Source organism: Parvibaculum sedimenti (assembly GCF_009184905.1).
In the GTDB taxonomy this organism is placed as follows: Bacteria; Pseudomonadota; Alphaproteobacteria; order Parvibaculales; family Parvibaculaceae; genus Parvibaculum; species Parvibaculum sedimenti.
In genome coordinates this window covers 206,860-230,209 of sequence record NZ_WESC01000002.1, presented here as the reverse complement: position 1 = coordinate 230,209, position 23,350 = coordinate 206,860, and the positions used below count along the sequence as shown (strand labels likewise).

The 23,350-nt window shown below is 63.0% G+C and carries 25 protein-coding genes; 20 read left to right on the top strand and 5 right to left on the bottom strand.

Going from position 1 to position 23,350, the window contains the following annotated elements:
• Positions 1 to 101 precede the first annotated feature (101 nt).
• On the top strand, positions 102 to 1,724 hold the full coding sequence (locus F2P47_RS02920; RefSeq protein WP_152214790.1) for an MFS transporter: 1,623 nt from the start codon (positions 102 to 104) through the stop codon (positions 1,722 to 1,724).
• A gap of 3 nt (positions 1,725 to 1,727) precedes the next feature.
• Here F2P47_RS02920 and F2P47_RS02915 read toward each other — a convergent pair whose 3' ends face one another.
• Genes F2P47_RS02915 through dapF form a run of 4 tightly spaced genes read right to left on the bottom strand, consistent with a single transcriptional unit; the run spans position 1,728 to position 5,456 of the window.
• A complete protein-coding gene (locus tag F2P47_RS02915) occupies positions 1,728 to 2,354 on the bottom strand; it encodes a septation protein A (RefSeq protein WP_152214658.1) in 627 nt (208 codons plus the stop codon).
• 2 nt (positions 2,355 to 2,356) lie between these two features.
• Positions 2,357 to 3,310, bottom strand: a complete 954-nt coding sequence (ftsY, locus tag F2P47_RS02910; RefSeq protein WP_152214657.1) for a signal recognition particle-docking protein FtsY — start codon at positions 3,308 to 3,310, stop codon at positions 2,357 to 2,359.
• On the bottom strand, positions 3,307 to 4,587 hold the full coding sequence (mtaB, locus tag F2P47_RS02905; protein WP_152214656.1) for a tRNA (N(6)-L-threonylcarbamoyladenosine(37)-C(2))-methylthiotransferase MtaB: 1,281 nt from the start codon (positions 4,585 to 4,587) through the stop codon (positions 3,307 to 3,309). Before mtaB ends, ftsY begins: the two co-directional genes overlap by 4 nt.
• Entirely contained in the window at positions 4,584 to 5,456 is an 873-nt protein-coding gene (gene dapF / locus F2P47_RS02900) for a diaminopimelate epimerase (protein ID WP_204886482.1), read from the bottom strand. Before dapF ends, mtaB begins: the two co-directional genes overlap by 4 nt.
• Before the next feature lie 122 nt (positions 5,457 to 5,578).
• Here dapF and F2P47_RS02895 point away from each other — a divergent pair, with 122 nt between their 5' ends.
• The 12 genes from F2P47_RS02895 to F2P47_RS02840 all read left to right on the top strand — a co-directional run bounded on the left by F2P47_RS02895 (position 5,579) and on the right by F2P47_RS02840 (position 16,037).
• The gene (locus tag F2P47_RS02895) at positions 5,579 to 6,427 is read left to right on the top strand and encodes a PIG-L family deacetylase (RefSeq protein WP_152214655.1); all 849 of its coding nucleotides are present in this window, start codon (positions 5,579 to 5,581) and stop codon (positions 6,425 to 6,427) included.
• Positions 6,428 to 6,431: 4 nt separating this feature from the next.
• Positions 6,432 to 6,920 (top strand): CinA family protein, encoded by a 489-nt coding sequence (locus tag F2P47_RS02890; RefSeq protein ID WP_152214654.1) that lies wholly within the window; start codon positions 6,432 to 6,434, stop codon positions 6,918 to 6,920.
• A gap of 246 nt (positions 6,921 to 7,166) precedes the next feature.
• Positions 7,167 to 7,361: a hypothetical protein gene (locus F2P47_RS02885; RefSeq protein WP_152214653.1), complete on the top strand. Its 195-nt coding sequence runs from the start codon at positions 7,167 to 7,169 to the stop codon at positions 7,359 to 7,361.
• Between the two features lie 302 nt (positions 7,362 to 7,663).
• Positions 7,664 to 9,217, top strand: coding sequence for a signal recognition particle protein (gene ffh, locus F2P47_RS02880; RefSeq protein WP_152214652.1), 1,554 nt, complete (start codon positions 7,664 to 7,666; stop codon positions 9,215 to 9,217).
• Positions 9,218 to 9,313: 96 nt separating this feature from the next.
• Positions 9,314 to 9,700 carry a 30S ribosomal protein S16 gene (gene rpsP / locus F2P47_RS02875; RefSeq protein WP_152214651.1) on the top strand — a complete coding sequence of 129 codons (387 nt, stop codon included), beginning with the start codon at positions 9,314 to 9,316 and terminating at the stop codon, positions 9,698 to 9,700.
• A gap of 15 nt (positions 9,701 to 9,715) precedes the next feature.
• On the top strand, positions 9,716 to 10,291 hold the full coding sequence (gene rimM, locus F2P47_RS02870; RefSeq protein WP_152214650.1) for a ribosome maturation factor RimM: 576 nt from the start codon (positions 9,716 to 9,718) through the stop codon (positions 10,289 to 10,291).
• Complete coding sequence (gene trmD, locus F2P47_RS02865; protein WP_152214649.1) at positions 10,281 to 11,006, top strand: tRNA (guanosine(37)-N1)-methyltransferase TrmD; 726 nt, start codon at positions 10,281 to 10,283, stop codon at positions 11,004 to 11,006. Before rimM ends, trmD begins: the two co-directional genes overlap by 11 nt.
• A 102-nt stretch (positions 11,007 to 11,108) precedes the next feature.
• The gene (gene rplS / locus F2P47_RS02860) at positions 11,109 to 11,504 is read left to right on the top strand and encodes a 50S ribosomal protein L19 (protein ID WP_152214648.1); all 396 of its coding nucleotides are present in this window, start codon (positions 11,109 to 11,111) and stop codon (positions 11,502 to 11,504) included.
• Positions 11,505 to 11,657: 153 nt separating this feature from the next.
• Positions 11,658 to 13,064 carry a 3-isopropylmalate dehydratase large subunit gene (gene leuC, locus F2P47_RS02855; protein ID WP_152214647.1) on the top strand — a complete coding sequence of 469 codons (1,407 nt, stop codon included), beginning with the start codon at positions 11,658 to 11,660 and terminating at the stop codon, positions 13,062 to 13,064.
• Positions 13,065 to 13,172: 108 nt separating this feature from the next.
• Positions 13,173 to 13,778, top strand: a complete 606-nt coding sequence (gene leuD, locus F2P47_RS02850) for a 3-isopropylmalate dehydratase small subunit (protein ID WP_152214646.1) — start codon at positions 13,173 to 13,175, stop codon at positions 13,776 to 13,778.
• A gap of 109 nt (positions 13,779 to 13,887) precedes the next feature.
• A complete protein-coding gene (gene leuB, locus F2P47_RS02845) occupies positions 13,888 to 14,994 on the top strand; it encodes a 3-isopropylmalate dehydrogenase (RefSeq protein WP_152214645.1) in 1,107 nt (368 codons plus the stop codon).
• Between the two features lie 20 nt (positions 14,995 to 15,014).
• Complete coding sequence (locus F2P47_RS02840; RefSeq protein WP_152214644.1) at positions 15,015 to 16,037, top strand: aspartate-semialdehyde dehydrogenase; 1,023 nt, start codon at positions 15,015 to 15,017, stop codon at positions 16,035 to 16,037.
• 13 nt (positions 16,038 to 16,050) lie between these two features.
• Here the strand turns inward: F2P47_RS02840 and pdxY are convergent, their stop codons facing one another.
• Positions 16,051 to 16,896 (bottom strand): pyridoxal kinase, encoded by an 846-nt coding sequence (gene pdxY, locus F2P47_RS02835; RefSeq protein WP_152214643.1) that lies wholly within the window; start codon positions 16,894 to 16,896, stop codon positions 16,051 to 16,053.
• Positions 16,897 to 17,002: 106 nt separating this feature from the next.
• Here pdxY and F2P47_RS02830 point away from each other — a divergent pair, with 106 nt between their 5' ends.
• The 7 genes from F2P47_RS02830 to F2P47_RS02800 all read left to right on the top strand — a co-directional run bounded on the left by F2P47_RS02830 (position 17,003) and on the right by F2P47_RS02800 (position 23,206).
• A complete protein-coding gene (locus F2P47_RS02830) occupies positions 17,003 to 17,893 on the top strand; it encodes an HpcH/HpaI aldolase/citrate lyase family protein (RefSeq protein ID WP_152214642.1) in 891 nt (296 codons plus the stop codon).
• Positions 17,890 to 18,939: a MaoC family dehydratase gene (locus F2P47_RS02825; protein ID WP_152214641.1), complete on the top strand. Its 1,050-nt coding sequence runs from the start codon at positions 17,890 to 17,892 to the stop codon at positions 18,937 to 18,939. Before F2P47_RS02830 ends, F2P47_RS02825 begins: the two co-directional genes overlap by 4 nt.
• Before the next feature lie 122 nt (positions 18,940 to 19,061).
• On the top strand, positions 19,062 to 19,601 hold the full coding sequence (locus F2P47_RS02820; protein ID WP_185680913.1) for a PAS domain-containing protein: 540 nt from the start codon (positions 19,062 to 19,064) through the stop codon (positions 19,599 to 19,601).
• A 236-nt stretch (positions 19,602 to 19,837) separates the two neighbouring features.
• Positions 19,838 to 20,242, top strand: a complete 405-nt coding sequence (sdhC, locus tag F2P47_RS02815; protein ID WP_152214639.1) for a succinate dehydrogenase, cytochrome b556 subunit — start codon at positions 19,838 to 19,840, stop codon at positions 20,240 to 20,242.
• The gene (gene sdhD, locus F2P47_RS02810; protein WP_152214638.1) at positions 20,242 to 20,604 is read left to right on the top strand and encodes a succinate dehydrogenase, hydrophobic membrane anchor protein; all 363 of its coding nucleotides are present in this window, start codon (positions 20,242 to 20,244) and stop codon (positions 20,602 to 20,604) included. Before sdhC ends, sdhD begins: the two co-directional genes overlap by 1 nt.
• A 22-nt stretch (positions 20,605 to 20,626) precedes the next feature.
• Entirely contained in the window at positions 20,627 to 22,414 is a 1,788-nt protein-coding gene (sdhA, locus tag F2P47_RS02805; RefSeq protein ID WP_152214637.1) for a succinate dehydrogenase flavoprotein subunit, read from the top strand.
• 18 nt (positions 22,415 to 22,432) lie between these two features.
• A complete protein-coding gene (locus F2P47_RS02800) occupies positions 22,433 to 23,206 on the top strand; it encodes a succinate dehydrogenase iron-sulfur subunit (RefSeq protein WP_152214636.1) in 774 nt (257 codons plus the stop codon).
• Positions 23,207 to 23,350 lie beyond the last annotated feature (144 nt).

Sequence of the window (23,350 nt, the reverse complement as noted above, 5' to 3'; positions counted from 1 at the left end):
GGTTGGAGGCCTGATGAAGACCGTGCCCGCCGCGACGGGCATTGGAGGGGGGGAGAATAGTGGCAACGAATGTAAAGGTGCGCCGCCCGCGTGCGCAGGGCATGACGACGGAAGAGCGCAAGGTGATCTTCGCCTCGTCGCTCGGCACGATGTTCGAGTGGTACGACTTCTTCGTTTATGGCGCTCTTGCCGCCATTTTCTCGAAGCAGTTTTTTGCGGGCGTCAACGAGACGGCTGCGTTCATCTTTGCGCTGCTCGTTTTTGCGGCGGGTTTTGCGGTGCGTCCTTTCGGTGCGCTCGTTTTCGGGCGGCTGGGCGACATTGTCGGCCGCAAGCACACATTTCTCGTCACGATCCTCGTCATGGGTGCGGCGACCTTCCTGGTTGGCCTGCTCCCCACCTATTCCTCGGTCGGCCTCCTCGCGCCGCTGCTCCTCGTCCTCCTGCGCATGCTTCAGGGTCTCGCGATTGGTGGCGAATATGGCGGCGCGGCAACCTATGTTGCCGAACATGTCCCAGCGAAGCGTCGCGGCGCCTATACGTCATGGATCCAGATGACGGCCACGGCGGGGCTTTTCCTTTCGCTGCTCGTCATTCTGGCCTGCCGTTCGCTGATGTCGACCGAGGCTTTCGAAACCTGGGGCTGGCGTTTGCCTTTCCTGCTCTCATCTCTGCTGCTCGGCGTGTCGGTCTGGATCCGCTTGCAGCTTGACGAGTCGCCGGTCTTCAAGCGCATGCAGGAGGAGGGCAAGGGGTCAAAGACGCCGCTGCGCGAAAGCTTCGCCAAATGGTCGAACCTCAAGATCGTGTTGCTGGCGCTTTTCGGGCTTTCGATGGGTGAGGCCGTGGTCTGGTACACTGGCCAGTTCTATGCGCTCATCTTTCTCACGCAGGTTCTGAAGGTCGAGCCGCAAACGGCGAACCTGCTCGTTGCGGGCGGCCTCGTGATAGGCACACCCTTCTTCGTCATTTACGGCTGGTTCTCGGACAGGATCGGCCGCAAGCCGATCATCATGGCGGGTTGTCTGCTCGCCGCCTTGACATATATGCCGATCTTCCACGGCATCACGCATTTCGCCAATCCGGCGCTCGAACGCGCTCAGGAGACGGCTCCGGTGACGGTCAGCGCCGATCCGGCGGAATGCTCGCTCCAGTTCAATCCGGTCGGAACATCGGCCTTCACTTCGTCATGCGACGTAGCGAAAAGTGCGCTGGTGAAGCGCGGCGTGCCCTATTCGAATTTGAGCCTGCCGGCAGGCTCCACTGCCCGGATTCATGTCGGCGGCGCTCTGGTCGCCTCTTATGATGCGAAGGTGGCGGGCGCGAAGGAAAAGGCTATCGCATTCGAAGCGGCGCTGACGGCGGCGCTCTCCCAGGCGCGCTATCCCGACAAGGCCGATCCGCTGGAGATCAACGCGCCGATGGTCGTGCTGCTGATCGGTGTGCTCGTCATCTTCGCGGCGCTGACCTATGGGCCTATCGCGGCGATGCTGGTCGAGCTTTTCCCGGCCCGCATCCGCTATTCGTCGCTCTCGCTGCCCTATCACATCGGCAATGGCTGGTTTGGCGGTTTCATGCCGCCCGTCGCCTTCGCGATGATCGCGGCGACCGGCAATATCTATAGCGGGCTCTGGTATCCGATCGTCATCGCCGGTGTCTGCTTCGTCGTCGGCGTGTTGTTCCTGCCGGAAACGAAGGACCGCGAGATTCATCACGGAGCTTGAGGCTTAGTCGGCGCTGGGAGCGTCCGACGCTTCTTTGGTGGCGTATTTCGTCAGCACGGGCATCTGCGCCATGCCGAAGACGATGGTCAGTGGCATGATGCCGAAGAGCTTGAAGCTGACCCAGAAATCGGTGCTGAAGCTTCGCCACACCGCTTCGTTGACGAGCGCGAGGAAGAGGAAGAACCAGCCCCAGCGCCGGGTCAGGATCATCCAGCCTTCGTCGGTCAGGTCGAAGGCGGCGTCGAAAAGCTGCTTCATCAACGGGCGGCCCGTGGCAGCCGCGCCGAGAAGGGCCGCCGCAAAGAGCGAGTTCACCAGCGTCGGCTTCAGTTTGATGAAGACATCGTTCTGAAGCACCAGCGTCAGCGTGCCGAAGACGACGACGAAAACGCCCGTGACGAGCGGCATGGTCGGCACCCGGCGGAATTTCCAGTAGGACACGGCGAGCGAGATCACCGTGACGACCATGAAGACGCCGGTCGCATAGAAAATATTGTGACTGGGCTCGCCGCCGAAGATGAGGTGGCCCTTCGCGTTCACCAGAAAGAAGACGACGAGCGGTCCGAGCTCGAGCCCCATGCGAAGCCATTGTGCTGCAGTGGGGCCTTGGCTTTCTTGTGCCTCGCTCATATTCAATTCGCTCCCGTGATCGCGCGGGCGAATGTGTCCGCGTCGAAGGGTTGCAGATCGTCGATACCCTCGCCGATGCCGATGAGATGCACCGGCATGCCGAAGCGCTGGGCGATGGCGACGAGAATGCCGCCTCTCGCCGTACCATCGAGCTTGGTCATCACAAGGCCGGTCACATTGGCGATCTTGCCGAAGATTTCGACCTGATTGACGGCGTTCTGACCGGTCGTCGCGTCGAGCACCAGAAGCGTCGCGTGGGGTGCTTCCGGATCGAGCTTCTTCAACACGCGCACGATCTTCTCAAGCTCGGCCATGAGGTCGGCCTTGTTCTGAAGGCGGCCCGCCGTATCGATCAGGAGGAGGTCGGTTTTTTCCTCCTTCGCGCGAGCGAGCGCCTCATAGGCAAGGCCTGCCGCGTCGCCGCCGACTTTCGTGGTCACCACAGGCACGCCGATGCGTTCGCCCCAGACCTTGAGCTGCTCGACCGCTGCTGCGCGGAACGTATCGCCCGCCGCCAGCATCACGCTCTTGCCGTCGCGCTTGGCCTTGGCCGCGATCTTTGCCGCCGTCGTCGTCTTGCCGGCGCCGTTGACGCCGACCATCAGCACGACGAAGGGCTTCTTCTCCGCGTCGATGGCAAATGGTTTGGCGACGGGCGCGAGCACCTTGGAGATTTCGCTGGCAACGATGCCGCGGATTTCCTCCGGCGTCACTTCCTTGTCGTAGCGGTCCTTGCCGACGGCATCCGCCACGCTGGCCGCCGTGTCGATGCCGAGATCGGCAGCGATCAGAAGCTCTTCCAGTTCGTCGAGCGTCGCCCGGTCGAGCTTCTTCCTGATGAAGATGCCGGTGATACCGTCGGAGATGGTGCGGGTCGAGCGCGAAAGCCCGTCCTTCATCCGTTGGAAGAAGGACTTCTTTTTCTGCTGTTCCTCTGGTGTACCGGTCTCGCTCATGCCGCCCTGAGACCCTGGAAGGAGGCGCCGTCATGGGAGGCGAGGCGGACGTCGAGAATTTCGCCGGGGCGGACGCTGGCGTCGGTCAGTCGCACGGGCGTGAATTGATGTGTACGGCCGAGTGTCTCGCTTTCCATCAGAACGGGGCGCGTCAGGCCGAGGCCCGCTTCGAGGTGCAGGCGAACGCGCTCGGTGCCCTTGAGACGCAGCCGTTCGGCGCGCGCCTTGATGAGGCCGCGGTCGAGCTGCGGCATGCGTGCGGCGGGTGTGCCGGGACGCGGAGAGAAGGGGAAGACATGAAGCCAGGTGAGGCCGCATTCGTCGACGAGGCGCAGCGTGTTCTCGAACATTTCGTCCGTTTCGGTCGGGAAGCCAGCGATGAAGTCCGCGCCGAACACGATATCGGGACGCAGGCGGCGCGCTTCCTCGCAAAAGCGGATCGAATCCGCGCGAAGATGGCGGCGCTTCATGCGCTTCAGGATCATGTCGTCGCCCGCCTGAAGCGAGAGATGGAGATGCGGCATCAGCCGTTCTTCCTCGGCGATGAGGCGCATGAGCTCGTCATCGGCTTCAATCGAATCGATGGAGGAAAGGCGCAGGCGTTCGAGTTCCGGCACGAGCTTCAGGATGCGCCGCGCAAGATTGCCGAGGCTCGGGCTGCCCGGAAGGTCCGCGCCATAAGAGGTGATGTCGACGCCGGTGAGCACGACTTCGCGGTAACCGCTTTCGACCAGTGCGCGAACCTGCGCCACGACTTCGCCGGCAGGCACGCTGCGCGAATTTCCGCGGCCATAAGGGATGATGCAGAAGGTGCAGCGATGGTCGCAACCGTTCTGTACCTGCACGAAGGCGCGGGCGCGGCCCTCGAAGCCCTGCACGAGATGGCCGGCCGTTTCCTTCACCGACATGATGTCGTTGACGCGCACACGCTCATTGGCGTGTAGCGCGCGGGCGGGTTGCCAGCTTTCGGCCTGCATCTTCTCGTCATTGCCGAGAACGAGATCGACTTCCGCCATGGCGGCGAATTCATGCGGGTTCACCTGCGCCGCGCAACCGGTGACGATGATGCGGGCATCGGGGCTTTCGCGCCGCGCCTTGCGGATCGCCTGCCGGGCCTGGCGCACGGCTTCGTTCGTTACCGCGCAGGTATTGAAGATGATCGCGCCTTCGAGGCCCGCCTTTTCCGCATGGCCTTTCATCACCTCGGACTCATAGGTGTTGAGGCGGCAGCCGAAGGTGACGATCTCAGGGGTCTTCTTGTCCGGTGTGCGGGTCATGCGACGACGCCTCCGGCGAGAAGGCGCGGATCGAGGTCGCCGTCGAATTCGAATTCGATCGGGCCGGTCATGTAGACATGGTTGTCCGCCTCGCGCCATTCGATATCGAGATCGCCGCCCGGCAGCGTGATCGTCACCTTGCGCTCGGCGAGGTGGCGACGCACGGCGGCGACGCCCGTGGCGCAGGCGGCAGTGCCGCAGGCGCGCGTCAGGCCCGTACCGCGCTCCCAGACCTTGAGCTTGATATGCGTCGGCGACAGCACCTGCGCGACCGAGATATTGGCGCGCTCGGGAAAGAGCGGGTGATACTCGAGCATGGGGCCGATCTTGCCGAGGTCGATCGCGTCTGCGTCCTTCACGAAGAAGATCGCATGCGGATTGCCCATGCTGACCACGGCAGGCGAATGCATGACCGGATTGCCGAGCGGCCCGACCTCAAGCTCGATCTGGCGCGTATCGGCGAATTCTTCCGAAAGCGGGATCTCGTCCCACTTCAGGCGCGGCTCGCCCATGTCGACGGTGATGCGGCCATCGCCCGCGTCGGAGCAGACGATGATGCCGGAGGGGGTTTCGAGGCGCACTTCGCTCTTGCCCGTCTCGTCGAGGATCAGGCGTCCGATGCAGCGGCTTGCATTGCCGCAGGCGCCGACCGTCGAGCCGTCGGCATTGCGGATGCCCATATAGGCGTCGCCACCGGCGCGGGGATTTTCGATGGTGATGAGCTGGTCGCAGCCGATGCCCTTGTCGCGGTCGGCAATGGCGCGGGTGGCGTCATCTGAAAGGGCAAGCGGATGCGAGCGGACATCCAGCACGACGAAGTCGTTGCCGAGCCCGTTCATCTTCCGGAAATGCACACCCGAGGTTATCATGATGGCCCGTATATGGCGCTTTTCGGGTCGAAATACCAGTCGTTTGCGCCGCGCCGGTCCTTGCCCCTTTGCGCACCGCTTCGCTGAAGCTGCTAGTATGAGCACCTTGCCCGGGGGAGGACATGCGAAAAAAGGCGTTGAGCATATTGGCGGGGCTCGCGCTCGCCGCGGGCTTCTTGTGCGCGGGGCTTTTCGTCTGGGCGAGCAGCCTTTTTTCCGAACCCTCCGCGCGGGAGGTTCCTTCGGTTGCAGGCGAGCTCGGCGCGACCCGGGTTCTGGCCGTCTTCGCTCATCCCGACGATGAATTACGGGTGGCGGGTCTTCTCGAGGCCGCAAAGGCTCGCGACCATGCCTTTACCGCGCTTGTTACCGCGACGCGGGGTGAGAAGGGGTCGCAGGTGCCCAAGGTTGCCCGGCAGCGCGATCTTGCACAGGTGCGGACCGCCGAGGTTCTCAAAAGCGGCTATGCGCTGGGCATCGACGAGCAGGAGGTCTGGGATTTCCCGGATTCCGGGCTCGCGGGGGTCGATTTCGAGAGGCTCACTGCCCGCGTCGAGGAGGCGATGGAGCGATACAAGCCGGATCTCATCGTCACTTTCTGGCCCGCGAGCGGCGAATCCGGTCATCCTGACCATATGCGGATCGGCCTGGCCGCACAGGCGGCGGCGCACCGACTGAGCGAGATGCCCGCTGTCGATGGCTATAGGGGAGCGAAATGGATCGCCTATGTGGTCGCGCCGCGCAGGGGCATTCGCGCCATTGGCGGGGAGGCGGGGGCCTTCGTCGCCGCCAATGAGCCCGCGCCCGACCTCGCAATGAAGGCGAAGCTCTCGACCCGCCTGCGGGGCTGGGAAATCCACGCCTCGCAGGAATATTCGATACCAACGACCTATCGCCTGTCGGCACGTCTCTATTACCTTCTCTGGGGCGATGAATTCTATAAGGTGACCGAACTCAAGGAGCGGCGTTAGACACATGCAGGATCTTCTTCCAATTGCCGAGCGGATCGGCGCGCTTTTGAAATCGCGCGGCGAGACCATCGCCATATCGGAGTCCTCGACCGGAGGGCTTATGTCGGCGGCGCTTCTGTCGGTGCCGGGAGCCTCGGCTTATTATCTGGGTGGCGCGGTCGTCTACACGAAGAAGGCGAGGGAGGTTCTGATCGACCTTCCTGCCGAGACGATCATTGAGGCGAAGGCCGAAAAGCCGCTAAGCGAAGCTTTTGTTGCCCTGCTTGGCCATACGCTTCGCACCCAGTTTGGTTCGACCTGGGCGCTGGCCGAGATCGGCGCTACGGGGCCTGCGGGCAGCCGTTATGGCGATCCGGCCGGAACAGCCTGTCTCGCCCTTGCCGGTCCTGCCGAGCAGAATATGACCGTCAGGACCGGGGTGGATGATCGGGTCGCGAACATGCGCGCCTTCGCCAAGGCCGGGCTGGAGCTTCTTCTCCGAAATCTTGAGTAGAATCAAGAGGTTGTGGGATTTAGGCCCTTTGTTCGAGTGGACGCTTCGTTAATTCAAGTCAATGAACCAGATCAATTTGTCGCTGGCGGCATTTTTCCCGTAGGCTTCTGTCAGGGCATGTCCAGCAGAGCGCATCGTTCCGGCTTCGGATCCCCGCCATGTGACGCTGCCCAGAATTGTCCCGTCGCGCCTTGCCGCGGAGAAATCCGGTTCATGGATGAGGGCGTCCCGAACAGGGAGATTTAAATGGCCGAAACAAAAAAACCCCTCGATTCCGATGCGCCGAAATCTGATGAGCTGAAGCAGCTCGGCCAGAAGATTTCACAATTCAAGCAGGAAGCAGATCCCGGGGTGCCGCGCTGGGTGGAGTCGATGGCGACCATCACGCACGAAGAAAAAGAGGATGGCAAACCGGCGAAGCCGGGCAAGAGGCCGAAGTAACCCGGGTCCGTTGACGGCAGCGACCATGGGCGATGGTCCATCGCCGCCTTACTTCGTTACGATACGATGAGTTTCTCCGGGGGTATGGCCTCGTCTGGCTACCCCCCCGGATTGACTCTTTGGGCCCGCGGCCCTAGTTTCCGCCCCAACTTTCGGGACATTGTTGCGCCCCGATCCGCCCGAGGCATTGAGCCCGGGTCAACATCCGCCGGCGATATTCGCTCGCGGGTGCGTTTCTGCTTTGTCTGAACGGCCCGTTTATCTGAACGGCCCATTTATCTGAACGGTATGGCGAGAGCCTCATGTTCGAAAGCCTGACAGGTCGCCTCGGCGACGTCTTTACGAAGCTCAGAGGGCGCGGTGCGCTCTCGGAGAAGGACGTCGACGAAGCCATGCGCGAAGTCCGCCGGGCGCTGCTCGAGGCGGACGTGGCGCTGCCCGTCGTCAAGGATTTCATCGACAAGGTGAAGGCCCGCGCCGTCGGCGTCGAGGTGCTGAAGTCGATCACGCCGGGCCAGCAGGTCATCAAGATCGTTCATGACGAACTGGTCGAGATGCTGGGCGGGGCGGTCGACACGTCGATCTCGCTCCACGCCGCGGCCCCCGTCGCCATCATGATGGTCGGCCTTCAGGGCTCAGGCAAAACCACATCGACCGCCAAGATCGCCAAGCGCTTCGAGAGCCGCGACAAGCGCCGCGTTCTCATGGCCTCGCTCGACACGCGCCGTCCGGCTGCGCAGGAGCAGCTGAAGATCCTCGGCGAGCAAACGGGCGTCGCGACGCTGCCGATCATTGCCGGCCAGCAGCCGGTGCAGATCGCGCGGCGCGCCATCGAGGCCGCGAGGCTCGGCGGTTATGACATCGTCATGCTCGACACGGCGGGCCGCATCCATATTGACGAAGCGCTGATGCAGGAAGTCGCGGAAGTGCGCGACGTCGCGCAACCGCATGAAACGCTTCTGGTCGCCGACAGCCTGACCGGTCAGGACGCCGTCAATGTGGCGCAGCAGTTCAAGGATCGCATCGGCGTTACCGGTATCGTCCTGACACGGACGGATGGCGACGGGCGCGGCGGCGCGGCGCTTTCCATGCGCGCGGTCACCGGCGTTCCGATCAAGCTCCTCGGCACGGGCGAAAAGCTCGACGCGCTTGAAGACTTCAAGGCGGACCGCGTCGCGGGTCGCATCCTCGGCATGGGCGACGTCGTCAGCCTCGTCGAGAAGGCGGCGGAAACGATCGACGCCGAAAAGGCGCAGAAGATCGCCGCCAAGATGAAGAAGGGTCAGTTCGATCTCGACGATCTGGCCGAGCAGCTTGCGCAGATGAAGCGCATGGGCGGCATGAAGGGCGTTCTCGGCATGTTGCCCGGCGTCGCGAAAGCGCAGGCGCAGATGGCGAATGCGCATATGGACGACGGCGTGTTGAAGCGTCAGACCGCGATCATCTCTTCGATGACGAAGGCCGAGCGCCGCAATCCCGCGCTTCTCAATGCGAGCCGCAAGCGTCGCGTCGCGGCGGGCTCCGGCACCGAGGTGCAGGAGATCAACCGTCTCCTGAAGCTTCATCGTCAGATGGCCGACATGATGAAGATGATGGCGCGGCAGAAGGGCGGCGGCCTTCTCGGCAAGCTCTTCGGCGGAGGCATGCCCGAAATGCCGCCGGAGCTTGCGAATAATCCTGACGCGCTGAAGGACATGCTGCCTCCAGGTGGCATGCCGGGCGGAATGCCCGGCGGGTTTCCCGGTCTCGGCGCTGGTGGCCGGCCGAAGCTTCCCGGTCTTCCGGGACTTCCCGGGCGTGGCGGTTTTCCCGGTGGCGGCCTTCCGGGCCTGCCGGGCGGCAAAAAGAAGAAGTGAGTTTTGCGCCGGGTCTGGCGCATGGGTTCAGGAGTTTTGCACGGCTCTCGCCGCGCATGGATTTAGAAGTTTCGAGTTTCACTGAAAGGCAAAAACATGGCTCTCAAGATCAGGCTCGCCCGTGGCGGCGCCAAGAAGCGTCCCTTCTACCGCATCGTGATCGCGGACACGCGCTCGCCCCGTGACGGCCGCTTCATCGAGAAGATCGGCACGTTCAATCCGCTCCTGCCGAAGGACCACAAGGAACGCATGGTTCTCGACCTCGAGCGTGCGAAGCATTGGCTCTCCGTTGGAGCGCTGCCGACCGACCGCGTCGAGCGTTTCCTCGATGCCGCCGGCCTGCTGAAGCGCCCGGCGAAGGCGAACCCGGTCAAGGCGAAGCCCAAGGCGAAGGCGCAGGAGCGTCTGGCCGCTGCTGCCGCTGCCGCTGAGGAGGCGAAGGCCGCTGCCGAAGCTGCCGCCGAGGCCCCGGCCGAGGCGTAAGCTCTCGCCGGCACCATGGCTGACAGCCAGCAGAAGAGAGTCTGTCTCGGCGTCGTTGTGGGCGCGCATGGCGTGCGCGGTCTCGTCAAGGTGAAGCCCTTCACGGAAGAGCCGGAGGCGGTTGCCGCCTACGGCCCGGTCGAGACGAAGGATGGACACCGCCGCTTCAGGATCGAAGCGATGGGCAGGGCCAAGGGCGTCGTGATCTGCCGCCTCGAAGGCGTTGGCGACCGCGACAAGGCGGAAGCCATGCGTGGGACCGAGCTCTATGTCGACCGGGCGCGCCTGCCCGAAACCGATGAGGATGAGGGCTGGTATCACACCGACCTCATCGGGCTCGAAGCTGTGGGCGCAGACGGACGGGTCTACGGGCAGGTCGTCGGGGTCGAGAATTTCGGCGCGGGCGATCTCCTTGAGATCAAGCGCCCCGAAGGTGGCCCGACGGTCTTTCTCCCCTTCACGGAGGAGAATGTGCCGGAGGTCGGGATCGAGGCGGGGCGGATCGTGATCGATCCGCCGCACGGGATTTTCGATGCGGGTCTCTTCGATGGGGGCCCGGAGGCCGAAGCCGGGGAGGGCCATGATGGCTGACCCCTGGAAGGCAACGGTTCTGACGCTCTTCCCGGAAATGTTTCCGGGGCCGCTTGGCATCTCGCTGGCGGGACGGGCGCTCGAAGCGGGGACCTGGGCCCTTGATGCGGTGGATATCCGGAGCTTTGCGACGGACAGGCACCGTTCGGTCGATGACACGCCTTCGGGCGGCGGGCCCGGCATGGTGATGCGGGCCGATGTGGTTGCGGCGGCGATCGATGCGGTGCATGGGACCGGATCGGCCAAGCCGTTGATTTATTTGAGTCCCCGGGGCAAGCCGCTCGATCAGGAGCGGGTCCGGGAACTGGCGGCGGGACCCGGTGTGACGCTTCTTTGCGGGCGTTTCGAGGGGCTCGACGAGCGGGTGATCGAGGCCCGCGGGCTGGAAGAGGTAAGCCTTGGCGATTTCGTCCTTTCGGGCGGCGAGCCTGCGGCTCTGGCGCTTCTGGACGCGGTGGTCCGGCTCCTGCCCGGCGTCATGGGCAAGGAAGCCTCGGGCGAGGAGGAGAGTTTCGAGAGCGGGTTGCTTGAATACCCGCAATACACGCGCCCCCAGTTATTCGAGGGGCGCGAGATCCCGGCGGTTCTGACTTCCGGGGATCATGCGAAGGTCAAGGCCTGGCGACGGGCCATGGCCGAGGCTTTGACGAAGGAGCGGCGACCCGACCTCTGGGAGAAATTTCTCGCGAGTCGGTCCAAAGACAGTCGCCAGTGACATTGAAGTGTGATAGTGAAGCGCGCTTCCGGACGGGGTTTCCCCGTAAAGAGCCCCGAAAGGGCCCGGCTCCGGCGCCTTCAATACCTGAGGTTTAAACCGATGAATATCATTGAGCTGATCGAGCAGGAGCAGATGGGAAGCCTCTCCGGCGGTAAGGAGATTCCCGATTTCGCGCCCGGCGATACAGTGATCGTCAGTGTGAAGGTCGTTGAAGGCGAGCGTTCGCGCGTGCAGGCCTATGAAGGCGTGTGCATCGCGCGGTCGGGCGGCGGGATCAACGAGAACTTCACGGTTCGCAAGATTTCCTACGGCGAAGGCGTCGAGCGTGTATTCCCGCTCTACAGCCCGCTGGTCGACTCGATCAAGGTCGTGCGCCGGGGCCGCGTTCGTCGCGCGAAGCTCTACTACCTGCGTGGCCGTCGCGGGAAGTCGGCTCGAATTACCGAGAAGAAGCAGGACAACAAAGCCCGCTCGCAAGAGAACGGCGCCGCCTGATTTCGTCGGTAGACGATTGGACGAGACGCAAAAAGCGGGCTGGGGCCTCGGGCCCCACGCCCGCTTTTCGTTTTTGGCCGCCTCTCTTATCTGATTTGACGTTGAACGGTGCGCGCGACCGCAATCCGAAGCGCCCGTAAAAGGAGAAAGAAAATGGCTGCACCCCGCACCATGTACGACAAGATCTGGGATGCCCATCTGGTGGACATGCAGGAGGATGGCACCGGCCTCCTCTATATCGACCGCCACCTCGTGCATGAAGTGACGAGCCCGCAGGCTTTCGAAGGACTGCGCATGTCGGGCCGCAAGGTTCACGCGGCGGGCAAGACGCTCGCCGTCGCCGACCACAACGTGCCGACGACCGACCGCTCGAAAGGCATCGTCGACGAGGAGAGCCGCATCCAGGTCGAGACGCTCGAGCACAACGCCAAGGATTTCGGCGTCCAGTATCTCGAGATGAGCGACAAGCGTCAGGGCATCGTCCACATCGTCGGGCCTGAGCAGGGCTTCACGCTGCCGGGCACGACCATCGTTTGCGGCGACAGCCACACCTCGACGCATGGCGCCTTCGGCGCGCTGGCGCATGGTATCGGCACCTCGGAAGTCGAGCATGTGCTCGCGACCCAGACGCTCATCCAGGCCAAGGCCAAGAACATGCGCATCAATGTCATCGGCAAGGCGCCCGCGGGCTTCACGGCGAAGGACATCGCGCTCGCCATCATCGGCCATATCGGCACGGCGGGCGGCACCGGCTATGTCGTCGAATATGCGGGCGAGGCGATCCGCGATCTTTCGGTGGAAGGCCGCATGACCGTCTGCAACCTGACGATCGAAGCGGGCGCGCGCGCCGGCATGATCGCGCCGGACGAAAAGACCTTTGAATATTTCAAGGGCCGTCCCATGGCGCCGAAGGGCGAGAACTGGGAGAAGGCGGTCGCTTATTGGAAGACGCTGCCGTCCGACGAAGGCGCGCATTTCGACACCGAGATCAATATCGACATCGCGAACCTGCCGCCGATGATCACCTGGGGCACGAGCCCTGAAAACGTGATCAGGATCACGGATCGCATCCCCGATCCGGCGAAGGCCGCCGACGAGGGCAAGCGTCACGCGATGGAGCGCGCGCTCGAATATATGGGCCTCACGGCCGGCACGCCGATCATCGAGGTCAAGATCGACCGCGTCTTCATCGGCTCCTGCACCAATGGCCGCATCGAGGATCTGCGCGCCGCCGCTGCTATCGCCAAGGGTCGCCATGTCGCGCCGACCGTCAACGCCATGGTCGTTCCGGGCTCCGGCCTCGTGAAGGAGCAGGCGGAAGCCGAAGGCCTCGACAAGATCTTCATCGAGGCCGGCTTCGAGTGGCGCGAACCGGGTTGCTCCATGTGTCTTGCGATGAATGCCGACAAGCTTCAGCCGGGCGAGCGTTGCGCCTCGACGTCCAACCGCAATTTCGAAGGCCGTCAGGGCCGCGGCGGACGCACGCATCTCGTCTCCCCCGCCATGGCGGCGGCGGCGGCGATCGCGGGACACTTCGTCGATGTGAGGACGTTCGATTAATTTTTGACCGTCATGCCCGGGCTTGACCCGGGCATCCAGGCGACCGGCATGGAGCACGCGGCTCTGGATTGCCGGGTCAAGCCCGGCAATGACGAGAAAGGAAGAACAATGGACAAGTTCAACAAGCTCACGGGCGTCGCGGCGCCGATGCCGCTGATCAATATCGACACCGATATGATCATCCCGAAGCAGTTCCTGAAGACCATCAAGCGCACCGGTCTCGGCAAGAACCTCTTCGACGAAATGCGCTATGACGAGAAGGGCAACGAGAAGCCGGACTTCGTGCTGAACAAGCCCGCCTATCGCAACGCGCAAATTCTCGTTACCGGCGAGAATTTCGGCTGCGGTTCGTCGCGCGAACATGCGCCCTGGGCGCTGGTCGATTTCGGCATCCGCTGCGTTATTGCACCGAGCTTCGCCGACATTTTCTATAACAACTGCTTCCAGAACGGCATTCTGCCGATCGTTCTGCCGCAGTCCGATGTCGACAAGCTGATGGATGATGCGGAGCGCGGCTCCAACGCGGTCGTCACCGTCGATCTCGAAGCACAGGAGATTCGCGGACCGGACGGCGGCGTGATCAAGTTCGATATCGATCCCTTCCGCAAGCATTGCATGCTCGAAGGCCTCGATGGCGTGGGCCTCACGCTGAAGAAGGTCGATACCATCGCGAGTTATGAGAAGCGCCACGCGGCGGAGCAGCCCTGGTTGTAACCCTTTTTGTCATGCCCGGGCTTGACCCGGGCATCCAGCGCGGCACGCACGGCACAAGTGTCTGGATTGCCGGGTCAAGCCCGGCAATGACGATGAGAAAGAAAGCGAAATGACGAAGAAGATTTTGATCGTGGCCGGCGACGGCATTGGCCCGGAAGTCATGGGCGAAGCCGAGCGTGTGCTTGGCTGGTACAAGCAGAAGCGCGGCTTCGATGTCACTGTCGAGCATGAGCTTGTCGGCGGCTGCTGCTACGACAAGCATGGTGTCGCGGTGACGGATGCGACCATCGAGAAGGCGAAGGCGGCGGACGCCGTTTTCCTTGGCGCGGTGGGCGGACCCAAGTGGGATAACGTGCCTTATGAAGGCCGCCCGGAAGCGGGCCTGCTGCGTCTGCGCAAGGATCTCGAACTCTTCGCCAATCTGCGTCCCGCGCTCTGCTTTGCCGCGCTGGCCGATGCCTCGTCGCTGAAGCGCGAGATCGTCGAGGGCCTCGACATCATGATCGTGCGCGAGCTGACCGGCGGCGTCTATTTCGGTGAGCCGAAAGAGATCACCGATCTCGGCAATGGCGAACGCCGCGGCGTCGATACGCAGGTCTATACGACGCATGAAATCCGCCGCATCGCCGAAGTGGCCTTCGATCTCGCCCGCAAGCGCGGCAACCGCGTCATGTCGGTCGAAAAGCGCAACGTCATGAAGACGGGTGTGCTCTGGTATGAGGAAGTCGCGAAGCTCCACGCGGAGAAGTTCGCCGACGTGAAGCTCGACAACATGCTGGCCGACAATTGCGCGATGCAGCTCGTGCGCAATCCGAAGCAGTTCGACGTCATCGTCACCGACAATCTCTTCGGCGACGTGCTGTCCGACATCGCCTCGATGCTGACGGGCTCGCTCGGCATGCTGCCTTCGGCCTCGCTCGGCGCGAAGGATGCGAATGGCAAGGCGAACGCCATGTACGAGCCGGTGCATGGCTCGGCGCCTGACATCGCGGGCACGGGCGCGGCCAATCCGATCGCCTCGATCCTTTCTCTCGCCATGGCGCTGCGTTACACCTTCGATCGCGGCGCCTGCGCCGACCTGCTCGAAAAGGCGGTCGATGCGGTGCTGGCCAACGGTCTTCGCACCGGCGACATCATGCAGCCGGGCATGACAAAGGTTGGAACGGTCGCCATGGGCGATGCGATCCTCAAGGAACTCGACCGGCTGAACGCGTAAGAGCCGTCAGGAGAACGACCATGGGTTACAAAGTCGCTGTTGTCGGCGCCACGGGCAATGTGGGCCGCGAGATGCTGAACATCCTCGCCGAACGGGAATTCCCGGCGGATGAGGTGGTCGCGCTTGCCTCGCGCCGCAGCCAGGGAACGGAAGTTTCCTATGGCGACAAGATCCTGAAGGTGAAGGCGCTCGAGAATTACGACTTCGCGGGCACCGACATCTGCCTCATGTCGGCGGGCTCGACGGTTGCCGCCGAATGGGCGCCGCGCATCGGCGCCGCCGGCTGCGTCATGATCGACAATTCGTCGAAGTTCCGCATGGATCCCGACGTGCCGCTCATCGTGCCGGAAGTGAATGCCGACGCGATTGCCGGCTACAAGAAGAAGATGATCATCGCGAACCCCAACTGCTCGACGGCGCAGATGGTCGTCGCGCTGAAGCCGCTTCATGATGCGGCGAAGATCAAGCGCGTCGTCGTTTCGACCTATCAGTCGACCAGCGGCGCGGGCAAGGATGGCATGGACGAGCTCTTCGAGCAGACCCGCGCGATCTATGTCAACGATCCGGTCGAGAAGCATAAGTTCACGAAGCAGATCGCCTTCAACGTCATCCCTCATATCGATGTCTTCATGGAGGATGGCTACACGAAGGAAGAGTGGAAGATGGTGGTCGAGACGAAGAAGATTCTCGATCCCAAGATCAAGCTGACCGCGACTTGCGTGCGTGTGCCGGTTTTCGTCGGCCATTCGGAAGCGATCAACATCGAATTCGAAAACCCGATCTCGGATGAGGAGGCGCGTGAAATCCTTCGCGAGGCGCCGGGCTGCCTCGTCGTCGACAAGCGCGAGGACGGCGGATATGTGACGCCGCTCGAATGCGTCGGCGATTACGCCACCTATATCAGCCGCATCCGCACGGACCCGACTGTCGACAACGGCCTCGCGATCTGGGTCGTCTCTGACAATCTGCGCAAGGGTGCGGCGCTCAACGCCGTGCAGATCGCGGAAATCCTCGGCTCGCGTTTCCTGAAGAAGGCGGCCTGATCCGTAGAGCCGATCAGCCGATTATCTCGATATTCGGCAATAGTCCCGGCTCGGAAAGCATGGCCTGGTCGTGCGCAAGCGCGAGTTCAGCGCGACCTGCCTCGACACTCGACTTGACGAGAGCGGCGGTGGAAGCCGCGGCGCGGGCAAGCGCTTGCGGCGTGTTGATGCCGTTGAGAAGCCTTGCAAGGAAGACAGCGGCGAAGAGGTCGCCAGTTCCTTTGGGCATGGCCTTGCCATTCGCTTCTCCATGGAAGGCTGTCTCGGCGCGATAAGCGCGCTTGGCTTCGACGGCGACGCTGGAAACGCGGCCTTCCGGCGCGGGCGCGGAGGTGATGACGACGAGTTTCGGGCCAAGCTTGCGCGCGAGCGGGATCGCGGCGCGTATGTCGGCGGGCGTCTCGCCAGCAAGACGGCAGAATTCGAACCAGTTCGGCGTGACGATGTCCGCGCTTCTCGCAAGCACGGCCTGTGCCGTCTCGACCTCGCGGCTCACATAGGGTTCGGTGCCGTCGCCGACGATGGGGTCGCAGAGGTAGAGCGCGTCGGGATTGGCGGCCTTCACCCGATCGACCGCTTCGGCCACGGCATCGGCCTGATCGGCTTCGGCGAGGTAACCCGAAAAGACCGCATCACAGCGAGTGAGCCAACCGCGCTCGTCCAGCGAGCGGATGAGGCCCACGATCAGGTCGGGGGCGAGCTTCACGCCTTCCGGTTTGCCATAGCCGGGATGGTGGGCGAGGAGGGTGGTGGGCACTTCCCAGACCTCATGGCCGAGGCGCTCCATGGCGAAGGCAGAGGCCGTGTTCCCGACCGCCCCATAGACGACCTGGCTCGAGATGGAAAGGATCGTCGCCATTCCTGCTCCTCATGGCCCCACCCCGGAAACCGCTTCACAGTGCCGCCCAAGGTTTATAGTGTCCGCTTCGCTCTTGCGAGAAAAGCGCCGACTTTGGAGAAATCATATGGCCGATGTGACCGCCCGCCCCCGCCGCAGTGTCCTCTATATGCCGGGTTCCAACGCCCGTGCGATGGAGAAGGCGCGCGAGCTTCCCGCCGATGCGCTGATCCTCGACCTTGAGGACGCCGTGGCGCCCGACGCGAAGGAAGAGGCGCGCGCGCAGGTGGTGGCCGCCGTCAAACAGGGCGGTTATGGCAAGCGCGAGATCGTCATTCGCGTGAACGGCCTCGACACACCCTGGGGCATTGAGGACATCAAGGCTGCCGTCGCCGCAAGGCCCGACGCCATTCTGGTGCCGAAGGTCAATTCGGCCGAGGATGTCGCCCGCGCCGAGACGGCGCTGACCCAGGCAGGCGCCCATGAGGGGCTGCAACTCTGGTGCATGATCGAGACGCCGCTCGCGATCCTCAACATCCAGTCCATCGCCGCCAAGGCCGCCGAGCCGCGCTCGCGCATGACGGCCTGGGTCATGGGGACCAACGATATCGCCAAGGAGCTGCGCGCAGCGCATACGCAGGACCGTGTGCCCATGCTCACGTCGCTCGGCCTGTCGATCATCGCGGCGCGCGCCTATAGCATCGTTGCGCTCGACGGCGTCTATAACGACATCAAGAACGAGGAAGGTTTCGCCGCGATTTGCGAACAGGGCCGCGACATGGGCTTCGACGGCAAGACGCTGATCCATCCCTCGCAGGTCGCGCCCTGCAACACCATCTTCTCGCCCGATCCGGAGACGGTCGCCTTCGCGCGCAAGACCATCGAGGCTTTCGAACTGCCCGAGAACAAGGGCAAGGGCGTGCTCAAGGTCGATGGCCGCATGGTGGAGATCCTCCATGCCGAAATCGCCAAGCGCACAGTCGCCATCGCCGACGCCATTGCGGAGCTTGAAGCATGACCAAGACCAATGCGGGAAATTTCTTCGAGGATTTCAGGATCGGCCAGGTTCTGCGCCACGCGACGCCGCGCACGCTGACCGAGGGTGACCGCGCACTTTATCAGGCGCTTTTCGGTTCGCGCTTCTCGCTCCAATCCTCCGACGAGGTGGCGCGAAAAGCCGGCTACAAGCAGTCGCCAATCGACGATCTTCTGGCCTTCCATGTCGTCTTCGGCAAGACGGTGCCGGACATCTCGCTCAATGCGGTTGCCAATCTCGGCTATGCCGAGTGCCGCTTTCACCGCCCCGTCTTTCCGGGCGACACGCTTTCGACCGTCTCCGAGGTGATCGGCCTGAAGGAGAATTCCGACGGTGCGACCGGCGTCGTCTATGTGCGGTCCACCGGCCGCAACCAGCGGGACGAAGTCGTCATCGACTATGTGCGCTGGGTGATGGTCAGGAAGCGCGACAAGGCATCGCCCGCGCCCGAGGCGAAAGTGCCGGCGCTCGCCTCCGCCGTCGATGCGTCGAGCCTCTTCGTGCCGCAGGGCACGAGCTTCAGGGGCTTCGACGTGGAAGCCTCCGGCTCGCCCCATCTCTGGGATGATTACGAGGCCGGTGAGAAGATCGACCATGTCGATGGTGTCACCATCGAAGAGGCCGAGCACATGATGGCGACGCGTCTCTATCAGAACACGGCGAAGGTGCACTTCAACCAGTTCACCGAGGGGCAGGGCCGCTTCGGCCGCCGCCTCATCTATGGCGGCCATGTGATTTCTCTCGCCCGTGCGCTCAGCTTCAACGGGCTCGGCAACGCCGTGCTCGTCGCTGCAATCAATGGCGGGCGCCATGTTGCTCCCTGCTTTGCAGGCAATACGGTCTTTGCGTGGTCGGAAGTTCTGGCCAAGGCGCCGCTTGAGGGACGCGATGATCTTGGCGCCCTCCGGCTGCGGACCATCGCGACGAAGGACCTGCCCTGTGGCGCTTTCCCCGGTCCGCTCGAAAAGGGCTATGCCGAAGGGGTCATTCTCGATCTAGACTACTGGGTGCTGATGCCGCGCCGATAAGGCGTTCGGGAGGGGCCTTTAACATTCATTCAGGGCCGCCCGTTAAGTTGATGGTGATTTAGACGGGCGGCCCGATGTTCTCTTCACATTCCGATGAAAGCTCAACCTCTGCGCAAGTGCCGATGGCACGGTCGGCGCAGAGTCTTGCCTTTGAGGAGGCCTGGAGGGTTGCGAAGGGCGATGAGGCCTTTCCCGACCGCAGCGCCATCGATCTCAAGCGTTTCGCGAAATTCGCCCGCTGGTTCGCCATTATCGAGCCCGACCCGAACAAGGCGTCTCTGCCTTTTCGGCTGGTCGGCTCTGGATTTTTCGATTTCTTCAAGACCGATCTGACCGGGCTCGACTATCTCGCGCTGGTCGATCCGGCGATAAAGACGCTCGCCTATGACAGCGTGATGGCTTGCCTCGCGCAGCCTTGCGGATTGTGGCAGGTCACGCCGGCGCAGATCGCCGATGGCGCGACCATGCCCTACGAATATACGATCCTGCCGATCTCCCGGGGTCGCCCGCAAGCCGATCACATCGTCATCTATGTGAATTTCGAGATGCGCACGCTGGCGCCCCGGCCCCATGTGGACCGCGTGGAGCATTCGACCCTCTGGCACTGGCTGGATATCGGTTTCGGCGTTCCGACCGGCTCTTTCGGTCTCAGCCCAGCTTGAACCCCCTCGATTGTCACTCTGAAATATTGCGCTAGCGAACGGTCACACCGGGGCAGCGGATCATTACGCAGCGTTCTCCGCACCTCGATTGCGCCGGAGGAATTGCGAGCGATTCTCACGGATTAATCGTTGGAAAATCGTCATTCCGCACCCGCATCGGCATTTGCGTTCAGGGGGCGCAGGGGATAAACAACAGACAACAACCCCACCCGCTGACCCATTTCGGGGACCTTCGAATGGCAGAGACGCGACAGGCCGCGCGGCCGCTTTCGCCGCACCTTCAGATTTACCGCTTCACCATCACCATGGCGATGTCGATCATCCATCGCATCACCGGTGTCGGCCTTTACGCAGGCACGCTGCTGCTCGCGGCGTGGCTTCTCTCCGTGGCGATGGGCCCCGACGCCTACGCGACCTTCCAGTCGGTCGCGGGCTCCTGGCTCGGCCAGCTCATCCTCTTCGGCTTCACCTGGGCGCTTCTCCACCATCTGTTCAGCGGCATCCGCTACCTGATGTGGGACAACATCCGCGCCTTCGAGCTTCGCCAGGCTGATTTCATCAGCTGGGGCGCCGCGGTTCTCGGCTTCGCCGCCACGATCATCGTCTGGATTGTCGCCTTCAAACTCCGTGGGGTGCTCTGATGGCCGCCTCTGCTTCCAACAGCCCTGTGAAGGCCGCGACGCGCGCCTTCAGCATTCAGCGCAAGTCCGCGCTGGCGCTCATCCCGCTCGCTCTTTTCCTGATCGCGCTGATCCTCGCGCTTTCGGGCACCGACTATGAAACGGCGCGCCACTATCTCGGCAATCCGATCGTTTCGCTTCTTGTCATTGTCACGATCCTCGCGACCGTCGCTCACATGCGCATCGGCATGAACGAGGTCATCGAAGATTACGTGCATGGCAGCTTCCTCCATGTGCTGGCCAAGACGGTCAACATCCTTTTCTGCGTCGCCGTCGGTCTCGGCAGCATCTATGCGGCGCTGAAAATTCTCATCGGCTTCTGAACACGTCTCGAAAGCAAGTCCCATGACGGCGAGTTACAGCTTCAACGATCACACCTTCGACGTGGTGGTGGTGGGCGCCGGTGGCGCCGGCCTCCGTGCGACGCTCGGTTGCGTCGAGCGCGGTCTGAAGACCGCGAACATCACGAAGGTGTTCCCGACGCGCAGCCACACGGTCGCGGCGCAGGGCGGCGTGGCCGCCTCGCTCGGCAATATGGGGCCGGACGACTGGCGCTGGCACATGTACGACACGGTCAAGGGCTCCGACTGGCTCGGCGACCAGGATGCGATCGAATATCTCTGCCGCCATGCGCCTGACGCCGTTTATGAGCTCGAGCATTTCGGCGTGCCCTTCAGCCGCACCGAAGACGGCAAGATCTATCAGCGTCCCTTCGGCGGCATGACGACGAATTTCGGTGAAGGCATCGCGCAGCGCACCTGCGCCGCCGCCGACCGTACCGGCCATGCGATGCTGCATACGCTTTATGGCCAGTCGGTCCGGCACAATGCGGAATTCTTCATCGAGTATTTCGCCATCGACCTGATCATGGACAATGGCAAGTGCGTTGGCGTCGTTGCCCTCGACATGGCGACCGGCGAGCTTCACCGCTTCCGTTCCAGCATCGTCATTCTCGCCACTGGTGGTTATGGCCGCGCCTTCTTCTCGGCGACCTCGGCCCATACCTGCACGGGCGACGGCAATGCGATGGTGCTGCGCGCCGGCCTGCCGCTCCAGGACATGGAGTTCGTGCAGTTCCACCCGACCGGCATTTACGGCGCGGGCTGCCTCATCACCGAGGGCGCGCGCGGCGAAGGCGGCTATGTCGTCAACTCGGCTGGCGAGCGCTTCATGGAGCGTTATGCGCCGTCGGCGAAGGACCTCGCCTCGCGCGACGTCGTTTCCCGCGCGATGACGATCGAAATCCGCGAAGGCCGCGGCGTGGGCCCGAACAAGGACCACATCTACCTTCACCTCGATCATCTCGATCCGAAGATCCTGCATGAGCGCCTGCCCGGCATTTCGGAATCGGCGCGCATCTTCGCGGGCGTCGACGTCACGAAGGAGCCGATCCCGGTTCTGCCGACCGTCCACTACAACATGGGCGGTATTCCGACGAATTATCACGGCGAAGTGCTGACGCTGAAGGACGGTAATCCGGACACGGTCGTGCCGGGCCTGATGGCGATCGGCGAAGCGGCCTGCGTGTCGGTCCACGGCGCGAACCGCTTGGGCTCCAACTCGCTCATCGACCTCGTCGTCTTCGGACGCGCCGCCGGCATCCGCGCCGCCGAGCTTCTGAAGGACAAGGCGAAGCCCGAACTGCCGAAGGACGCGGGCGAGAACTCGATCGCGCGCCTCGACCATTTCCGTAATGCCAAGGGCAACACCCCGACCGCCGCGCTCCGCCTCAAGATGCAGCGCGCAATGCAGGAAGACGTCGCCGTGTTCCGCACCGGCGAAACGCTTCGTCAGGGCAAGCAGCGCATCGCCGACGTGTTCTCGGAGATTCCGGATATTCGCGTCTCCGACCGTTCGCTCATCTGGAACTCAGATCTCATCGAGACGCTGGAGTTCGACAATCTCATCGTTCAGGCGATCGCGACCGTCGAGGGCGCTGTCGGCCGCGAGGAAAGCCGCGGCGCGCATGCCCGCGAGGATTTCCCGAACCGCGACGACGAGAAATGGATGAAGCATACGCTGTGCTGGGTTGACACCAAGACGGGCGCTCCTTCCGTCGACTATCGCCCCGTCCACGCCTACACGCTCTCGGATGAAATCGAGTACATCAAGCCGAAGGCGCGTGTGTACTGACGCGCGAAGGGTTCGATCATGGTCCAATTGTCACTGCCGAAAAATTCCGTTCCCACCGAAGGCAAGACCTTCAAGGCGGAGGGTGCCAAGCGCGTAAAGCGTTTCCGCATCTATCGCTGGTCGCCCGACGACAGCCAGAACCCGCGCATCGACACCTATGAGGTCGATCTCGACAAGTGCGGGCCGATGGTTCTCGACGCGCTGATCAAGATCAAGAACGAGATCGACCAGACGCTGACGTTCCGTCGCTCCTGCCGCGAAGGCATCTGCGGTTCCTGCGCGATGAACATCGACGGCGCGAACACGCTGGCCTGCACAAAGGGCATCGACGAGATTGGCGGCGACGTGAAGATCTACCCGCTGCCGCACATGCCGGTGGTGAAGGACCTCGTCCCCGATCTCACCAACTTCTACGCGCAGCACGCCTATGTGCAGCCCTGGCTGCAGACCAAGGGCGAAGAGCCGAAGAAGGAATGGACGCAGTCGCCCGCAGACCGCGAAAAGCTCGACGGCCTTTACGAGTGCATTCTTTGCGCCTGCTGCTCGACGTCCTGCCCGTCCTACTGGTGGAACGGCGACCGCTATCTCGGTCCGGCCGCGCTGCTTCAGGCCTATCGCTGGCTTGCGGACAGCCGTGACCAGCAGACGAATGAACGCCTCGACCGCCTTGAGGACCCGTTCAAGCTCTATCGCTGCCACACCATCATGAATTGCGCCAAGGCCTGCCCGAAGGGTCTGAACCCGGCGAAGGCGATTGCCGAGATCAAGCAGATGATGGTCGATCGCGCCTGATCGTTCGGATATCGAAGTTGAAAAGGCCGCTCATCGAGCGGCCTTTTTGTTTGTGACCGCGACCGGCGTCTCTGCTGTGATCCCGGCACGAGGCCCGGATGACACCTGTTTGTGAGATGGGCTTGTCGACAATCATTCGACGCG

What these genes read in the sequence shown, in the direction of transcription:
- F2P47_RS02920 (WP_152214790.1), top strand. Translation starts at nt 102, where the DNA reads ATGACGACGGAAGAGCGCAAGGTGATCTTCGCCTCGTCGCTCGGCACG.
- F2P47_RS02915 (WP_152214658.1), bottom strand. Translation starts at nt 2,354, where the DNA reads ATGAGCGAGGCACAAGAAAGCCAAGGCCCCACTGCAGCACAATGGCTT.
- ftsY (WP_152214657.1), bottom strand. Translation starts at nt 3,310, where the DNA reads ATGAGCGAGACCGGTACACCAGAGGAACAGCAGAAAAAGAAGTCCTTC.
- mtaB (WP_152214656.1), bottom strand. Translation starts at nt 4,587, where the DNA reads ATGACCCGCACACCGGACAAGAAGACCCCTGAGATCGTCACCTTCGGC.
- dapF (WP_204886482.1), bottom strand. Translation starts at nt 5,456, where the DNA reads ATGATAACCTCGGGTGTGCATTTCCGGAAGATGAACGGGCTCGGCAAC.
- F2P47_RS02895 (WP_152214655.1), top strand. Translation starts at nt 5,579, where the DNA reads ATGCGAAAAAAGGCGTTGAGCATATTGGCGGGGCTCGCGCTCGCCGCG.
- F2P47_RS02890 (WP_152214654.1), top strand. Translation starts at nt 6,432, where the DNA reads ATGCAGGATCTTCTTCCAATTGCCGAGCGGATCGGCGCGCTTTTGAAA.
- F2P47_RS02885 (WP_152214653.1), top strand. Translation starts at nt 7,167, where the DNA reads ATGGCCGAAACAAAAAAACCCCTCGATTCCGATGCGCCGAAATCTGAT.
- ffh (WP_152214652.1), top strand. Translation starts at nt 7,664, where the DNA reads ATGTTCGAAAGCCTGACAGGTCGCCTCGGCGACGTCTTTACGAAGCTC.
- rpsP (WP_152214651.1), top strand. Translation starts at nt 9,314, where the DNA reads ATGGCTCTCAAGATCAGGCTCGCCCGTGGCGGCGCCAAGAAGCGTCCC.
- rimM (WP_152214650.1), top strand. Translation starts at nt 9,716, where the DNA reads ATGGCTGACAGCCAGCAGAAGAGAGTCTGTCTCGGCGTCGTTGTGGGC.
- trmD (WP_152214649.1), top strand. Translation starts at nt 10,281, where the DNA reads ATGATGGCTGACCCCTGGAAGGCAACGGTTCTGACGCTCTTCCCGGAA.
- rplS (WP_152214648.1), top strand. Translation starts at nt 11,109, where the DNA reads ATGAATATCATTGAGCTGATCGAGCAGGAGCAGATGGGAAGCCTCTCC.
- leuC (WP_152214647.1), top strand. Translation starts at nt 11,658, where the DNA reads ATGGCTGCACCCCGCACCATGTACGACAAGATCTGGGATGCCCATCTG.
- leuD (WP_152214646.1), top strand. Translation starts at nt 13,173, where the DNA reads ATGGACAAGTTCAACAAGCTCACGGGCGTCGCGGCGCCGATGCCGCTG.
- leuB (WP_152214645.1), top strand. Translation starts at nt 13,888, where the DNA reads ATGACGAAGAAGATTTTGATCGTGGCCGGCGACGGCATTGGCCCGGAA.
- F2P47_RS02840 (WP_152214644.1), top strand. Translation starts at nt 15,015, where the DNA reads ATGGGTTACAAAGTCGCTGTTGTCGGCGCCACGGGCAATGTGGGCCGC.
- pdxY (WP_152214643.1), bottom strand. Translation starts at nt 16,896, where the DNA reads ATGGCGACGATCCTTTCCATCTCGAGCCAGGTCGTCTATGGGGCGGTC.
- F2P47_RS02830 (WP_152214642.1), top strand. Translation starts at nt 17,003, where the DNA reads ATGGCCGATGTGACCGCCCGCCCCCGCCGCAGTGTCCTCTATATGCCG.
- F2P47_RS02825 (WP_152214641.1), top strand. Translation starts at nt 17,890, where the DNA reads ATGACCAAGACCAATGCGGGAAATTTCTTCGAGGATTTCAGGATCGGC.
- F2P47_RS02820 (WP_185680913.1), top strand. Translation starts at nt 19,062, where the DNA reads ATGGCACGGTCGGCGCAGAGTCTTGCCTTTGAGGAGGCCTGGAGGGTT.
- sdhC (WP_152214639.1), top strand. Translation starts at nt 19,838, where the DNA reads ATGGCAGAGACGCGACAGGCCGCGCGGCCGCTTTCGCCGCACCTTCAG.
- sdhD (WP_152214638.1), top strand. Translation starts at nt 20,242, where the DNA reads ATGGCCGCCTCTGCTTCCAACAGCCCTGTGAAGGCCGCGACGCGCGCC.
- sdhA (WP_152214637.1), top strand. Translation starts at nt 20,627, where the DNA reads ATGACGGCGAGTTACAGCTTCAACGATCACACCTTCGACGTGGTGGTG.
- F2P47_RS02800 (WP_152214636.1), top strand. Translation starts at nt 22,433, where the DNA reads ATGGTCCAATTGTCACTGCCGAAAAATTCCGTTCCCACCGAAGGCAAG.